The organism is Candidatus Falkowbacteria bacterium (genome assembly GCA_026396835.1).
Classification (GTDB): Bacteria; Patescibacteriota; Patescibacteriia; order Patescibacteriales; family Patescibacteriaceae; genus Patescibacterium.
Map to the genome: position 1 here is coordinate 13,462 of JAPLWA010000001.1, position 16,520 is coordinate 29,981.

A 16,520-nucleotide genomic window follows, 5' to 3' on the forward strand; every position below is an offset into this window, starting at 1 on the left:
AAACTATGGGCAATTACCGTCAGGAGTAAGGTTTGTAGTTGGAACTAAGTTATAGGGAGCTACTTTCTCTCGGCAACAAGAAGGCTGCAGAGGATTTGCTGCGCAGTTTGGACCAGTAGATGGTTTGTAGCAATTCTGATAAATATCCTTAACACCTGATCCAACTTGAGCTTGATATTCTGTTGAGTCACTAAATGACCCATGATTTAAGAAGGCACTGGTTCTATCAGGTTGGCCATCCAAAGGAACAATGTCGCGATCTTCTTTACCAATCCAATAACCGATTGGATTATTAGCTAAGCTCCATAAATTAATTAATTTATGAACGACATCTTCAGTACCATTGTTAACTGTAATTGTTCCGGTGCTTAAACTAGAGGACATCATTAACTTTGAAAAAATAATTTCAATCGCTTCAGTTAAATTAACCCCGGGGTGATTATTACTAACACTTGTTGAGGTGATTGTTGGCGGAGACAAATCAAGCCGATCACTAACCCAAAAAGACAAAAGGTAATTATCACCGCGACCAGAATTATCTTGCGGGGTTTTATTTTCATCATAGAAATCAGCCTGGCCCTGAGGATTATCATTACGATTTCCGTCTAAAGAATTATCTGCTAAATCAACAATACCATTTAGACTTGGAGCAGTCGGATAATTTTTACCGGTTGTTGAATCTTTACAAACATTATTATCACAGATACCAAAAGGCGCAAAAGTACAATCATTATTCGAAGTACAAGCTTTAAGACTGGCCGCCTTCATTTCAACTTTTAAATTGCTATTAGCTGGCAAACAATAAATATTTTCTCCACAGCCATTTACACCACACTTAACGTCTGATGTAAATTCAACTGTTCTGTATTGATTTGAAATAGTAAAGCTTCCAGCTATCTGGTCACCTTCACATTTTCCAGCTGTGCACTTATATGAGCGACAAACATCATTACCGACGCAGTCTGCTCCGCCAGCTAAGGCTGGCTTTTCTTTTGTTCCAATATTTACAACTCTTAAATTATCTTTTACCTCAGAGCTAGTGCCTGACACCATTAATGGATTAACAGCCTCATTAAAGTTGATTTGTATAACAGTATTTTTAGGTTGATCTTGCTTGTCTTTAACTTTGTAAGTATTTGATAGATCTCTTCCGCCATGCATCTGACCTAAAGCAATTGCAACCTGATTAGTTGTTGAGAGTCCGATGCTATTACCAGAGCTACCGGCAACCTTAGCTTTTATATTGATAAGCTTACCGCTAACTGAATCGATTTCAACTTCAGGGTGAATAAGGTCAATAGCGTCAGCGATGTTTTGCGCTGTAATATCATTATTAGCACCAACTAAAATCTGACCGGCTCCTGGATTAGAGCTTACAAAAGAGTAAACCCTTGAACCAACCGTTAACTTATCAGAACTTTTTTCTGCTACTACATCAATTCTCCAGCTATGACCAGCCTTAAAGCCAGCTTCCAAGGACAAACTAATACCACAAGGAGTAATATCAATTTTATTGTTTATAATATTTACGTCAGCTGGCAGTAAACCAGGCTGACTATAGCCCAAACGAGCACTTATTCCGTTGGTTAATATTGAAACAGTTACGCTGCCGTCTGAACAACGATTTGTTCCACTAACTGAGGCTTTTTTGGGGTCTAATGGCGGAACTAAGCGCTGTAAATCAAAACCTGATGCTCGATAGGCGCTTGGTGCGCCATTAATAGTAATTGATCCAGTGGCGGCAACTGCCTGTTGAACACCGCTGATAACATCAGCCTCATTGTCAGGCACTGGGAACATTCCACCATCGCCAAGATTCTTAATTTTTGGGGAAGTCAAATCTAGTAAATTATTAACCTCAAAGGTCCAATAAAAATCCCCGAGTTTAAATGCATCACTGCCGTCAGCTCTCTTTACGTCACGAGTAAGTTTAACGGTATAATTTGTTGCCTCGGTTGGCGAGCCCAAATAATTAGGAGCTGCAGGCTTAAAAATAAATACTTTATTGTCAACCGAAGTCACGGTAACGTTGTTTAAGTTAGTTGTTGCATTGTCGCCTACCGTAGTTTTAAAGATCTTGATACTCAAGGGTTTTATTTTAGCGCCAGGCGAACATTTAGCTGGCGATTCATTTGTTACAAGGTCGCAAATACTTGAAGCTAAAATTGGTTCGCGGAAGCTAACAACAATACTAGTGTTGCGAGGAACATCTTTTTGAAACGGTTCTGGGTAAACACTCTTAACAATTCCGTTACCAAGCGATCCGATGCCTCCCCCATTTTCATTTCCGTTACCGTTTCCATTTCCTCCGCCACTACCTGTTGCACCCATCAAACGACTTAAGATAAAAGATACAATTCCAAAAGAAGCTAAAATAATTATTAAACCAATTACGCCATTACGCAAAACAAGCTTTGCTTGAGCAATTTTTTCTTCATTACCAGCCGAAGTCATCCATAAGAAGCCGGCATACATAGTTAAACCAATTGCCAAGATACCTAAGAAGCCAAGAATGATGCGAATTATTTTAGCAATCGTAATTCTAATATCTTGGCCAGACAAGCCAGTCTGAGCTGCAAAATCTAACCCGGTATTAAGATTAGCGGCATTAACAGAATGAAGAAAAAATAAACCAGCCGCTACAAGAGCGACGGAAAAGACTAAAATGCGTAAATAGCGTTGTTTCATGTATTTTTTTGACTAGCTGAGCTAGTACTTTTATAATCATAATACCACATTATTTCCCCACGATGCAACGATTATGACAATAGAGCAAATCATAGAACAAGTTTCTAAGAACCAGCCCGAAGCGGATACTAAACTAATCCGCCAAGCTTATGATTTTTCGCTGGCGGCTCATGGCGACCAAAAGCGTAAAAGCGGTGAACTCTATATCCAGCACCCACTAAATACTGCCTTCATCTTATCTCAAATCAGAGCTGACATACCTACTATTATGGCTGGGCTTTTACACGATGTACCTGAAGACACAAGTACTACTTTAGAAGATATTAAAAAAACCTTTGGCGAGGAGGTAGCTAAATTAGTTGAAGGCATAACCAAGTTAAGCAAAATTAGATATCGCGGCATCAAACGCTATCGAGAAAGTTTACGCAAAATGTTTTTAGCCATGGCTGAGGACTTACGTGTCATTTTAATTAAATTCGCCGACCGACTACATAATTTAAGAACGCTTGATGCCTTGCCTAAAGAAAAACAAAAGCGCATTGCTCAAGAAACTTTAGAAATTTATGCGCCAATTGCCGGACTACTTGGTATTTGGAGTTTACGTTGGCAGATGGAAGATATTTGTTTTAAATATTTACAACCTGATGACTATAAAAAATTAGAATATAAATATGAGATTGAACGTAAAGCAGAATTGAACCAATACATCGAACAAATTAAACAAACCGTTGATAAAAAATTAAGTTCTGAAAAAATAAATCATCAAATTGATGGGCGCTTCAAGCATCTATATAGCATCTGGCAAAAGATGCAAGAAAAAAATCGTCAGTTTGATGAAATCTATGACGTTTTTGCTTTACGTATTGTAGTTGACACTGTCGCTGATTGTTACAAGGTTCTAGGCATTATTCATTCAATCTGGAAGCCGAATTATAATCGTTTTAAAGATTACATTGCCGTACCTAAACCAAATGGCTATCGCAGTATTCACACCACTGTTTTTGGACCTGAAGGCAGACCGACCGAGTTTCAAATTAAAACCAAAGAAATGTATGAAGAATCGCTTTATGGAATTTCTGCTCACTGGTATTACAAACAAAAGAATTCTGAAAATAAAGAAAAAACGCCACACTGGGTACAGGAAATTATGGAAATACAACGTGAGGCTAAAAACAGCCAAGAATTTTTAAAAGAAGTAAAACTAGATATTTTTAAAGATAGAATTTTCGTCTTTACACCGAAGGGCGATGTTTATGACTTACCTTCTGACGCGACGCCGGTCGACTTTGCCTATTCAGTTCACACTGATATTGGCAATAAATGCGTTTCGGCTAGAATCAATACACGCATGGCGGCACTGGATGCAACACTTAAAAACGGCGATATGGTAGAAATTGTAACCGACTCTAACCGCGCTGGCCCAAACTACGATTGGTTAAAATTCGTTAAAACCAGGCGTGCTCAAAATAAAATAAAAGAATTCGCCAAACGGTCAAGACTGGCGACTATCAAGCGATTTATTCCTGGATTTAAATAAAACAAAAACCCTGAACCGCAAAGGTTCAGGGTTTTATAATCAATAAATTACCAACGTCCCATAAGCTCATCTTTGAGCTTGCCAGTACGTCGCATATATTCTTTTTTCTCGCGGAGTTCTAATCCGATTAAGGCGCTTTTACGCTTAGCTGTTTCATTCTTTTCTTTTTTGTGGTATCGGTTCTTTCTTGCTTCGTATAAGCTACCACTTTGCTGCAAACGCTTATTAAAGCGACGCAAAAAGCTTTCAAATGTTTCGCCTTTTTTTCTTTTGAATTCAACCATGGATTTACCTACTTTCTAGAAATATATAAATAAGATGTTAAGAATATAACCTATTTAAAGAGGCCTGTCAACTATAGCTTAATAAGCTATTTAGAGCCCAATCTTTTCTCAATCTCGTGAATAATCTTCTTGGCATCAACCACTTCTTGAGCACCTGATTCCATGTCACGAATAATTATTGTACCGTCCATCAATTCTTTCTGTCCCAAAATCAAAGTGTAGCGAACATTCATTCTCTGGGCTTCTTCAAGTTGATGTTTTAAGGCGCTATGAAGAAAGCCTTGGCTAACCTTAAAACCAGCCTTACGTAATTCTTCAAACATGGCCAAAGCTTTTTGTCTTGGCTGATCACCTAACTGAGCTAGATAAATATCAGACGCTGGATCTTCAACCGGTAAATTCAAATTTCGGATGCGGCTAACGGTTCTTTCTAGACCAATTGCTAGACCAACGGCGCTAATTGGCTTACCGAATAAGCGATCAAATAAATTATCATAACGACCACCAGATCCAAGCACAGTTTCTTTACGACCTTCTTCTTCTGGAGAAATAAATTCAAAAACTGTTCGGTTGTAATAATCCGTAGTCCCGCCAAATAATTTTGAGTTAAGATTATATGGCACACCAAAAGCATCAAGATGTTCGATAATAGCAAAGAAATGATTTTTTGCTTCTTCTGATAAGAAATCAACAATTGCTGGAGCGTCTTGATTAATTTCTTGTAACTTTTCATCAGTCGAAGACAAGCCTTCAATTGGATGCTTAGCTAATTGTTTCTTTAACTCAAGCGGTAATTTAATTTTTTTAGTTTGCTCTTTATAGAACTCGGCTAACTTAGCTGAGTAAGCGGCACGACATTCAGCATCACCTAAACTATTAATATCAACTCTAACTTCAAGTTGTAACTCTTTGAAAAAGTTATAACCAATCATGATTACCAAGGCATCAGCGATTGGTGATAGATTATTTATAACATCTAAAGACCACTGAGTATGCTGTCTTAACAAACCAGATTGAATGCGGTCATAACGGAAAACTGGACCAAGCATACAAAGCTTAGCAAATTTGGTTTCATCAATTAAAGCATGCTCCATGGCAGCCCTGACCAAAGATGGTCGAAGTTGTGGGCGTAGAGCTACTTTATCATTATCATGGTCAAGGAAAGAATAAAGATTTTTTGTAACCATATCGCTTTGCTTTCCGAAGGCACGTTCAAACAACATCAATGGTTCAAGTAAAGGTGTTTCTAGGCGATCAAAATCATAAATCTTAGCTAGCTGCAAAGCTTTATCAGCCACAAGTCGCCAATAACGCCATTCTTCAGGAATGATATCTTTAGTTCCTTTAAGCTTTGTCGGTGGTTCACCTCTGCGAGATGAACGCGGAGCTGGATTGGGAACTTTTTTCTTAGCACCAAATGTTCGTGAGGGCATATGAAATTAATTATTTTGACAGCCCAGAAGCGCCGCCATTAATTAAACCAAAGTCGCTAACTGGCCAACCGCGTAAGAAAACTCGGCCAATAACAAAACTTTTTTTAACTGGACCAAAACTACGTGAATCTTTAGAACCATTACGATTATCACCCATCATATAATATTCATCCGGACCAAGTTTAACTGCGCCTTCAGTTAAGGCGACGGTTGTAACATAAGCTGGCAAATATGGCTCTTCAACCTTAGAGATTAAGCCATTTTCTTCAGTTATATAAACTGAGCCATCTTTGATTTCAACTGTTTCGCCAGGCAAACCAATTAAACGCTTAATGTAATATTCTTGTGGATCTTTTGGATAGCGAAAAACGATAACGTCGCCGCGTTGCGGGGTCTTAAAACGATAAGAAATTTCGTCAACCATTAAATATTCATTTTCATGAAAATTTGGCTCCATTGAAGCACCCTTAACGTAAAAGGGTTGAACCAAAAAATAACGAATCGGAATAATAATTGCTAAAGAAATAACAATCATTTTTACCACATCAAAAACAAAGGAAAGAAATTTTTTCATAATACTTCAAATTATATTACTTATCGCTTAAGACGCTTCTCAGTCTTAAGAATATCTATTGTTGTCTTGATAATAGTATCAGGGTTTAGGGAGATACTGTCAATTCCTTTCTCAACCAAGAAGCGAGCAAAAGACGGTATATCGCTTGGTCCTTGACCACAAATACCAACCTTAGTATTAGTCTTTTTGCCAACTTCAATCAAATAACTAATTAATGACTTAACAGCTCCATTTTCTTCATTGGCCACACCAGCAACTTTCAAAATACCAGCATCACGGTCAATTGCCATTGTGAACTGAGTTAGGTCGTTTGAACCAATTGAAAAGCCATCAAAAATTTTAGCAAACTTTTCCGCCAAAATTATGTTAGTAGGAATTTCAGCCATAGCATAAATTTGTAAACCTTCTTTACCTTGCTTCAAACCATGCTTTGCCATAATCTCAATCACCTTCTTGCCTTCTTCGACAGTACGGCACATTGGAATCATGATTTTCAAATTCTTTAAGCCCATAACATCACGAACTTTTTTCAAAGCTAAACATTCTAGAACGAAAGCTGCTTGATAAGCTGGATCATAATAACGACTAGCACCACGCCAACCCATCATTGGGTTTGATTCAATTGGCTCATAAGCCCTACCACCAACTAAGTTGGCGTATTCATTAGTTTTAAAATCCGACAAACGAATAATAACTGGTTTCGGGTAGAACGCCGCGGCGATGATCCCGACTCCCTGAGCCAACTTATCAATAAAGAATTGTTTTTTATCATCCCAACCTTCAGTAATTTTTTCAATTTCTTTTTTAGCTTTTTTATCGGCGATATTTGGGTAATTTATTAAAGCCATTGGGTGAGCTTTAATATAATTGTTAACGATGAATTCTTCTCTCGCTAGACCGACGCCGTCATTAGGAATAAAGGAAGAGGTAAAAGCAATTTCTGGTGTTCCAATATTCATCATCATCTTAGTCTTTGGTCGGCCAAGCGATTTAATGTTAGTTTTTTTAACTTTGAAAGGCACAATACCTGGATAGACAAAGCCATCATCACCAGTCGAACAATCAACTGTAATCTTGTCACCACTCTTAATAACATGGCTAACATTTTCAGTTCCAACTACACAAGGAATACCTAACTCACGAGAGATAATCGCGGCGTGACAAGTACGGCCACCTTTATCAGTCACAATAGCTGAGGCAATCTTCATAATTGGCTCCCAATCTGGGTCAGTCATATCAGTTACCAAAACCTGACCTTTCTTGAACTTAGATATTTCTTTAATATCCATTATCTTATTAGCTTCGCCTGATCCAATTCTTGAACCAACACTCTTACCTCGAACAACTGGATGAGGGTGAGAAGCTAACTGGTACTCTTCAATAATATTATAATCGCGCATGCTCTGAACTGTTTCTGGACGAGCTTGAACGATGTACAATTTGTTTTCATTACCATCTAAAGCCCATTCCATGTCCATTGGTTTTTTATAATGAGCTTCAATCATCATAGCAGCACGTGCTAATTCCTTAACTTGAGCATCAGTAATGGAAAACTTAGTTTGTTCATCAGCCTTAACCGGCACATCTTTGACTGGATTTTCACCCTTAAAATTATAAATCATTTTGATGCGCTTGCGGCTGTGATTTTTAGAAATAATTTGTCCGGTTGGCTTGAAAACTAAAAATTCATCAGGGCTGACTTTGCCTTGGACAATGTTTTCACCTAAGCCATAAATTGAGTTAATCAAAACGACATCCTTAAAACCTGATTCAGTATCAATGGAAAACATAACACCGGAAGAAGCTAGATCTGAGCGAACCATTTTCTGAATACCGGCTGACAAGGCGATTGAAAAATGATCAAACTTTTTATCAACGCGGTAAGAAATAGCGCGGTTGGTAAATAAAGAAGCAATACATTTTTTAACAGCAATCAAAAGTGCTTCGTGGCCGCTTATATTAAGGTAGGTCTCTTGCTGACCTGCAAAAGATGCATCTGGTAAATCTTCAGCAGTGGCTGAAGAACGAACCGCAACGTGTAAATGCTTAGTTTTATGCATTTTAGACAACTTGTCATAAGCTGTAGTGATTTCACGCTTTAATTCCGCTGGAAATTCTGCCTTAATAATTATTTCTCTAATCTGCTTACCACGGCGTGCAAGATCGTTTACATTATGAGTATCAAGTCCTTTCAAAATCTTTCTGATTTGTGCTTCTAGCCCCGTAGCTTTGAAAAAATGTCGGTAGGCCTCGGCAGTAGTAGCAAAACCATTTGGCACACGAATACCTTTAGAGGTAAGCGTACGATACATTTCACCCAAAGAAGCGTTCTTACCACCAACGGTTGGAACGTCTTTAATTCCTAAGTCCTTAAAAAATTTTATAAAAGTCATATGATTGTCATCCCCGTGAAAACGGGGATCTTTAGGTTTTTATTTATTTTAATTATTTATTTTTTAGAAATTTTATAGAAAGATTAAATCTTGATTTTTTCACTCCACTTATAAATAAAAGGTAATTTCCACCATTCACCAGAGTAGGCCTTAACAATACCAGCGACTGCCAAAACAATTGTAGCTAAGAATAAAACTTGACCAATCAAAGGCACCCACATTATTAAGCTAACAATGAATTCAACAATGAATAAAACTAAGCCTTGCTTAGCATGAAACTGAGCGAATTTTGAATCACGCTTTAGAAGCAAAGGAATAAGAAATAAAATCCAAAAATAAGACAAAGCTGCAATCAAGCGTGATGACTGAACATCTGGATCAAAAACGATTGGTTTAGGCATATTAATTTAATAAAATTATATTTTGAAACGTAATTTATTATACCATAAACAAAAAACTCCCGCGAAGCAGGAGCTTAAAACAATTACTTGGTGCGGATGGAGGGACTTGAACCCTCATGCCTTGCGGCACCAGCTCCTAAGGCTGGCGTGTATACCAATTTCACCACATCCGCCTACGTCCGCCGAATCGGCGGACTACGGCGGACAGGTCCGCCATAGACATTATTTTAATACTGCCATATTAGCACATTTTTTGCTATAGTAAAGCCTAGGTAAATATATGTATATATTAGCTATAGAAACAAGCTGTGATGAGACTGCGGCATCCGTCGCAGAAGGCTCTGGAAATAAGCTTAAAATTATTTCAAATGTCGTTTCCTCACAAATAAAAATTCACCAAAAATACGGCGGGGTTGTGCCTGAGGTAGCTGCGCGCGAACACGTCATCAATATAATTCCTGTAATTGACGAGGCTTTGAAGAAAGCTGGTTTAGATAGAAAAACTGCATCTAAAAAACTTTCCGCGATCGGCGTCACAATTGGGCCAGGCTTAATCACCTCTTTAATGATTGGCGTCGAAACAGCTAAGTCTTTGGCTTATGTTTGGAGATTACCGCTCGTGGCGGTTAATCATATTGAAGGTCATATCTACAGCAACTTTATCGACCGAGAAAAAACTAAATTCCCAACAATTATTCTCACTGTTTCTGGCGGACACACACAATTAGTTTTATTAAAGAATCATCTTAGCTATAAGACTATTGGCGAGACACGAGATGACGCGGCTGGCGAAGCTTTTGATAAAGCAGCGCAACTTTTGGGTTTAGGTTATCCTGGTGGACCGATTATTTCTAAATTCGCCGAGATGTTCGACGGTAAAAAGACTATTGCCAGCTTACCTCGACCGATGCTGGATTCTAAAAATTATGATTTTTCTTTTTCTGGCTTAAAAACCGCTTTACTGTACGCCACACAAAAAGATAAAAACTTTAAAAAGAAAATTCCTGAGTATGCTTTTGAATTTCAAGAAGCAGTTGTCGATGTTTTAGTCACCAAAACAATTCGCGCCGCTAAAGAATATAAAGCTAGGTCAGTTTTCTTAGCAGGCGGAGTGGCGGCAAATATTAGATTGCGAGAAAAATTAGCTGAAGAAGTAAAAAAAATTGACCTAGAATTTTCTATGCCAAAAATGGAATACACAACTGATAATGCGGCGATGATTGCCTCAGCCGCTTACTTCAAATTTAAATCTAAAAAAACTGTTCCCTGGCAAAAAATTAAAGTTGATCCAAATTTGGAATTATAAAAGGATATTGCTCGGGCAATATCCTTCTTTGAACTAAGAACTAAAAAACAATTTTTCGACTCAACTCATTAAGCCGTTCTACATCCGATCTCATAAACATCCCCATTGTAATCACTGAATTCTTTGATGACTCCTCTATGTTTGCTTTAATTGACTCAATGTTACTTAATGTATTTTTAAAAACAATCGTACTACCGATCCATTCGTACAGATCTTTTGTGTTACCAGATTCAGAAAAGAATAATTTAACTTTATTCTCCCTATCCTCCCTAGCAGCTGCATCTTGTTCTGAATCAAGAACAATCCCGTCTTGTAAGTATTTAGCAAGATTAAAATATTTGCCAATAAACAGCGGCTCTTTTCCGCTTTCTAAAAAAGGCTGAACCTGCTTTTGCTTAATTAAATCATATAGTTCATTTGCGCTAAACTGATATTTTAGTTTTATATCGAAAACGAACAGCATAATTGCTACGGTAGATAGATAATCTAAATAAATTAATTTAGATATTTTAAAAGCAGCTCCTGGACTATCCTCCCAGTTTTCAGGTATCAGGAAAAACAACTCCTCTCCCTTGCCCCAAGTAGTCTGGCCTTCTTTCACTTTTACTAATGAGCCATCGTTCAATTTAACAATTTTTTCAGCCGTTAATTTCTTACCCAGGTAATATTGAACATCTCCTCTAATAAACGAGATGTATTTCTTCTCGATATAAGAATGAATTATCCCGACTAAGGTGAATAACAGTACCCAAGTTGAACTTAAAATCATTGAATACTTATCGCTGAATCCGGCAGTAATAAGAATGCCAACAGTAAAAAGAAAGAACAAAATACTGAAAAATAACAAGGAAGACCAGCGATCAAGTGGGCTCTTTTTTGACAAATTAAGCCAAAAGCCTCTAAAAATTTTCATTACAATACCCTCCTTCGGGTTATATTAATATTTATATTTGAAATAACTACTTAATTATCCTGAAATTAGCAAGTAACACGCATTTTGTCAATCCAAAACTCACCCCTAGCCCCTCTCTGTGCTTGCGCACAAAGAGGGGAAGTTAACTGCTAGCTAACCCTCTCCGTCAAAGATGGAGAGGGTGGACGCCGTAGGCGGCCGGGTGAGGTAGATGACAAAACTTGAATTTTTTTATACACTAAGAACATATGAAAACATTATTTTCGGGCATACAGCCCTCAGGCAATTTACACATCGGCAACTACATTGGCGCCATTTCCCAATGGACAGAAATACAGAAAAATTATAACTGTATTCTTTGCGTGGTTGATTATCACGCTATTACAGTTAAACAAGATCCAAAGACACTAAATAAAACTATTTTAGATTTAGCGCGTATTTATTTAGCTGCTGGTATTGATCCAAAAAAAGCTATTATCTTTCAACAATCTGATGTCACTGAACATACCGAGCTAGGTTGGATTTTAAGTACAATCACTAAGGTTTCGGAATTAGAAAAGATGACACAGTTTAAAGATAAGACAAAGAATCAAGGTAAAGAAGGCCCTAGCGTTGGCTTGTTTAATTATCCAACTTTAATGGCAGCTGATGTTCTATTATATAACACAGATGTTGTACCAGTTGGTGAAGATCAAACTCAGCATTTAGAAATTACTCGGGCTTTGGCTCGACGCTTTAACAATGAATTTGGCCAGACTTTTAAAGTCCCTGAAACAATTGTCAGAAAAGAAGGCGCTCGCATTATGAGCTTAGATGATCCGACTAAAAAAATGAGTAAGAGCTCTAAAATACCTAATAGCTACATTGCTTTATTGGATGAGCCGACTGTAGCTCATAAAAAAATTAAACGCGCTGTTACTGACTCTGGCAATGAAGTAAGATATGACCTAAAAAATAAAGCGGCTATTTCTAACCTCTTAACTATTTATTCAGTCCTAGCTAAAAAATCGGTTAAGGAATTAGAGCTGCTATATGAAAATAAAAACTACGGCGAATTCAAAGAAGATCTAGCCAATCTGGTAGCTAACTTCTTAGAAGATTTCCAAGCCAAATATAAAAAGTATTCAGACAAAGATGTGCGTAAGATTTTAGACAATGGTGCTAAACAAGCAAAGAAAATTGCTGAGAAAACAATCAAACTTGTTAAACATAATTTGGGAGTTAATTAGTCTCACTGTCATTCCAGCGTAAGCTGGAACCTAGGAGTAAAGCCGCTACGGTGAAACCCTGGGTCCCCGCTTTCGCGGGGATGACAATTTTATTAACATTATAAACACAAAACCATATGATGCAAGATAACCTTAAACAACTTGAGGCCGCTTATGAAATTATCAAAAATAATAAGCTGATCGAAATAGATGAAAAGAAAAATGACATTGAAATTTTAAGACATGCTAAACGTTTAGTACGTGTTAGCTTGCCGATTGTAATGGATAATGGAAGCATCCGAGTTTTTGAAGGTTACCGCGTACAATACAATGATGCTCGTGGACCATTTAAAGGTGGCCTTCGTTATCATCCTGAAGTTGATGAAGATGAAGTCACTTCACTTGCCTTTTGGATGGCAATAAAATGCGCTGTGGCTGACATTCCTATGGGCGGTGGTAAAGGTGGAATTATTGTAAATCCAAAAGAGTTATCTAAAACTGAATTAGAAAAATTAACTCGTGCTTTAGCTCGCGCTTTAGCGCCAGTTGTTGGTCCGCTCGTTGATGTTCCAGCGCCAGATGTTTACACCACACCAGAAATGATGAGTTGGTTTAAAGATGAATATTCTAAAATTGTTGGCGTAGACAGTCCAGCAGTTATTACTGGAAAACCTTTAACAGACGGCGGTTCAAAAGGCCGCGATAAAGCGACTGGATTGGGTGCAGTTTATGCCTTAGAAGCTTACCTAGAAAAGACTGATAAAAAAGAAATTACAGTTGCCGTACAAGGCTTTGGCAATGCTGGTTTACACTTTGCTGAGCTATCTCATCCGGAATGGAAAATTGTCGCTGTGTCTGATTCTAAAAGCGCAATCTATAACGAAGCTGGCTTAAATATCGCTGACTTAATCAAGCACAAAGAAGAAACAAAATCAGTGGTTGACTTCCCTGGATCTAAAAACGTTACCAATGAAGAATTATTAGCCTTGGATGTTGATGTACTTGTTCCAGCAGCTTTGAACAGTGTAATCACGGAAAAGAATTGGGAAAATATTAAAGCTAAAACTATTGTTGAAATTGCCAATGGTCCAATTGCTTTGCCGGAAAGTAAAAAACTAGCCGACAAGGGCATTGTTATTATTCCTGATGTTTTGGCTAACTCAGGCGGCGTCGTAGTATCTTACTTTGAATGGCGACAAAACCTTGATAAAGAGAGCTGGGAGACTGATGATGTTAATGCAAAATTAAAAGATAAAATTCGCTCTGCCTTTGCAGCCATTTGGGATGCAAAAGAAAAACATAATTTAGACTTACGTACAGCGGCTTATGTTCTAGCAGTGGCTAGAATCTTAGAAGCTGAACAAAAAAGAAATTAATTTAATCATATGGAATTAGAAGATTTATTTACCATTGCCAAAGAACACGATAGTGAATACTTCAGGCGCAAGTTAAATGACTTTGTTATTCAACATCCGCAGTTTTCTAATCTAAGCCAAGATAATAAAAAAATACTCCTTGATCTAATTCATAAACACATTGATATGATTAGAAAAGGAGTTGGTATCTCAGCCTATGTTATACAACAAGAAACACACCGACTTTACGAAAATAGATTAAAACTAAAAATAACTGAAAAAGATTTAGAAGACATTAGAGAGATCATGGGTTTATTTAAAAAATAAATCATGGAAATGAAAAAGACAGTTGCAAATTTATTCGCGACTGTCTTTTTTTAAACCCTGCTTTCTATCTGACCAATAAACAGATCTATAAATAGAAAACCTTATTAAGGAAAAAGCGACTAAAGCAGAAAGTAATATTATTTCTAAATTAGCTGGAAAATTAAATAATCCAGTTTTATTTAAATATAATAGTCCAACTGAAAATAGCTGATACATCGTTATGTCCTTGCTACCGAAAGCAATAAAATGCCCGCCTCGGTCATCTTTATTTCTAACTGAGTTAGAAAAATAAGAGCCACCAAGCTCAAGCATCGCAATAGCAACGCAGACATAAGGATTAATAACAAACAAAACTAACAACAAGGCTTTATCAGCCGTTGGATCCATTATAGCGCCAAGCACTGATGAAGATCCCTGACGACGCGCCAACCAACCATCAAAAAAATCTGTAATTGAACCGATAATGATAACAATTAAAGATATCAACCATTTATTTTTACTAGCAAAATAAATAGCCAAAGCGGTTGAAACGAATCTTAAGGCGGTCAAAAAATTGGGCCAGGTAAAGACCAAATTATTATGACCTTCCATTGGTTTTCCGAACTTTACATTTTTCAAAGCTCTAAACCAAAGCAAAAGTTTACTTTCCTTTTTCATCATCCTACTATTTATTTTGCGAAGAACTACGCTTAATTATTTTTGATACTTTAAGCTATTTAACTAGTGCTGTCAAGAATTGATTATTTGAATAATTTCATCTCTTTTAACTTCCATAATCTCTTTGCTGACTGCTTCTAAATTCAAACGAAGTAATGGTTCAGTATTGGAGGCACGCACATTAAACCAATAGTCATTATATTCAATACTTAAGCCATCTAACTCATTAATTTTGCCGCTTGAGTATTTTTCTTTTAATTCAATTATTTTCTCTGCCGTATCATTAACCTTAAAATTTATTTCACCGCTATGAAAATATTTCTGATACGGTTTAACATATTCTGAAAAAGTTAAATTAGCACGCGATAATTCAACTAATAATTTTAGTAAAACAATACCTGGTACTTCATAGCAACCTTCATTCATCATGTTAAGCATAAAATGACCGCTTGATTCACCGGCAAAATAAGCACCATTATCAATCACGGCTTCTTTGATCAATGAGTGTCCAACCCGCGTTACGAGTGGCTGCCCACCGTTAGCTATAATCGTGTCATAAGTAATTCGTCCTGGACGAATATCATAAGCAATCGTTGATTGAGGTTTATCAATTAAAAATAAGCGACACAAAATTGCTCGCGTAATACCAGGCTCAATCGCTTGTCCCATTTCATCTAAAAAGAAAATGCGATCAGAGTCGCCGTCAGTCGCCACGCCTAAACTAGCTTTAAGCTCAACTATTTTTTCACCCAGCTGTTTAACGTTTTCTAACTTATAAGGATCAGCCTCATGAACCGGGAAAGTTCCATCTAAATTCCAATTCATTTTTTCAATACTTAGCTGCGGTAAATGTTTTATTAATTCATCAAGATACAAAGCACCCATAGCGTTAGCTGTGTCAATCACAATTTTTAATGGCTTTATATCAGCAACATTTACATAGGCTAAATCATATTTAACCTGATCAACTAAAATATTTTCTTTTTTAGTAAGTTCACCTTTTGTGTGATGAGCTGATAGGCCGCCAGCTAAAATTAAATTTTTCAAATCATTAATTCCCGAGCTCTCACCAATCGGCGCTGCCATTTGTCTAACTAATTTAAAACCATTATATGCGGCTGGATTGTGTGAGGCGCTAACAATAATTCCACCATCATATTTATAATGCGCGACTGCAAAATAAAAACTCGGCGTCGCCAACAGTCCTACGTCAACTACGTTAGCTCCGCCATCAATCAAACCCCTAATTAATTCTTTGTATAAAATTGGACTAGATAAGCGCATATCGTGCGCGGCAACAATGTTAAAATTATCGCGACCTAGTTCTTCTCGTCTTAACTGGCAATAGGCTAAGCCTAATTGATAGGCAAAGTCGTCATTAAAATCAGCGTCATAGACGCCGCGAATGTCGTAGGCTTTGAAAATTGATGGGTTTATCATATAT

Annotated in this window: 14 protein-coding genes and 1 tRNA gene; 5 read left to right on the forward strand and 10 right to left on the reverse strand. The window is 37.3% G+C overall.

Annotated elements, in window-relative coordinates; genetic code table 11:
• Window positions 1–3 precede the first annotated feature (3 nt).
• Entirely contained in the window at window positions 4–2,688 is a 2,685-nt protein-coding gene (locus tag NTY12_00050; GenBank protein ID MCX6792409.1) for an Ig-like domain-containing protein, read from the reverse strand.
• Window positions 2,689–2,761: 73 nt separating this feature from the next.
• Between NTY12_00050 and NTY12_00055 the strand changes: the two genes are divergently transcribed.
• On the forward strand, window positions 2,762–4,225 hold the full coding sequence (locus NTY12_00055; GenBank protein MCX6792410.1) for a RelA/SpoT family protein: 1,464 nt from the start codon (window positions 2,762–2,764) through the stop codon (window positions 4,223–4,225).
• Between the two features lie 47 nt (window positions 4,226–4,272).
• Here NTY12_00055 and NTY12_00060 read toward each other — a convergent pair whose 3' ends face one another.
• From NTY12_00060 to NTY12_00085, 6 genes are all read right to left on the reverse strand, one after another.
• Entirely contained in the window at window positions 4,273–4,509 is a 237-nt protein-coding gene (locus tag NTY12_00060) for a 30S ribosomal protein S21 (protein ID MCX6792411.1), read from the reverse strand.
• An 86-nt stretch (window positions 4,510–4,595) separates the two neighbouring features.
• Complete coding sequence (hisS, locus tag NTY12_00065; protein MCX6792412.1) at window positions 4,596–5,942, reverse strand: histidine--tRNA ligase; 1,347 nt, start codon at window positions 5,940–5,942, stop codon at window positions 4,596–4,598.
• 10 nt (window positions 5,943–5,952) lie between these two features.
• A complete protein-coding gene (lepB, locus tag NTY12_00070) occupies window positions 5,953–6,516 on the reverse strand; it encodes a signal peptidase I (protein ID MCX6792413.1) in 564 nt (187 codons plus the stop codon).
• 20 nt (window positions 6,517–6,536) lie between these two features.
• Window positions 6,537–8,909 carry a phosphoenolpyruvate synthase gene (gene ppsA / locus NTY12_00075; protein ID MCX6792414.1) on the reverse strand — a complete coding sequence of 791 codons (2,373 nt, stop codon included), beginning with the start codon at window positions 8,907–8,909 and terminating at the stop codon, window positions 6,537–6,539.
• 83 nt (window positions 8,910–8,992) lie between these two features.
• Entirely contained in the window at window positions 8,993–9,310 is a 318-nt protein-coding gene (locus tag NTY12_00080) for a DUF4870 domain-containing protein (GenBank protein ID MCX6792415.1), read from the reverse strand.
• 88 nt (window positions 9,311–9,398) lie between these two features.
• Window positions 9,399–9,483: transfer RNA gene (locus tag NTY12_00085), tRNA-Leu, on the reverse strand.
• Between the two features lie 107 nt (window positions 9,484–9,590).
• Between NTY12_00085 and tsaD the strand changes: the two genes are divergently transcribed.
• Complete coding sequence (tsaD, locus tag NTY12_00090; protein MCX6792416.1) at window positions 9,591–10,616, forward strand: tRNA (adenosine(37)-N6)-threonylcarbamoyltransferase complex transferase subunit TsaD; 1,026 nt, start codon at window positions 9,591–9,593, stop codon at window positions 10,614–10,616.
• Window positions 10,617–10,656: 40 nt separating this feature from the next.
• Here the strand turns inward: tsaD and NTY12_00095 are convergent, their stop codons facing one another.
• Window positions 10,657–11,529, reverse strand: coding sequence for a hypothetical protein (locus NTY12_00095; protein ID MCX6792417.1), 873 nt, complete (start codon window positions 11,527–11,529; stop codon window positions 10,657–10,659).
• 248 nt (window positions 11,530–11,777) lie between these two features.
• Between NTY12_00095 and trpS the strand changes: the two genes are divergently transcribed.
• From trpS to NTY12_00110, 3 genes are all read left to right on the forward strand, one after another.
• The gene (gene trpS, locus NTY12_00100; protein ID MCX6792418.1) at window positions 11,778–12,758 is read left to right on the forward strand and encodes a tryptophan--tRNA ligase; all 981 of its coding nucleotides are present in this window, start codon (window positions 11,778–11,780) and stop codon (window positions 12,756–12,758) included.
• A 119-nt stretch (window positions 12,759–12,877) separates the two neighbouring features.
• Window positions 12,878–14,113, forward strand: coding sequence for a Glu/Leu/Phe/Val dehydrogenase (locus NTY12_00105; protein ID MCX6792419.1), 1,236 nt, complete (start codon window positions 12,878–12,880; stop codon window positions 14,111–14,113).
• Window positions 14,114–14,122: 9 nt separating this feature from the next.
• A complete protein-coding gene (locus NTY12_00110) occupies window positions 14,123–14,419 on the forward strand; it encodes a hypothetical protein (GenBank protein ID MCX6792420.1) in 297 nt (98 codons plus the stop codon).
• Between the two features lie 30 nt (window positions 14,420–14,449).
• Here the strand turns inward: NTY12_00110 and NTY12_00115 are convergent, their stop codons facing one another.
• Together NTY12_00115 and NTY12_00120 are read right to left on the reverse strand one after the other, a co-directional pair.
• Window positions 14,450–15,079: a CDP-alcohol phosphatidyltransferase family protein gene (locus NTY12_00115; GenBank protein ID MCX6792421.1), complete on the reverse strand. Its 630-nt coding sequence runs from the start codon at window positions 15,077–15,079 to the stop codon at window positions 14,450–14,452.
• A gap of 69 nt (window positions 15,080–15,148) precedes the next feature.
• Entirely contained in the window at window positions 15,149–16,516 is a 1,368-nt protein-coding gene (locus NTY12_00120; protein ID MCX6792422.1) for a phosphomannomutase/phosphoglucomutase, read from the reverse strand.
• Window positions 16,517–16,520: the final 4 nt, after the last annotated feature.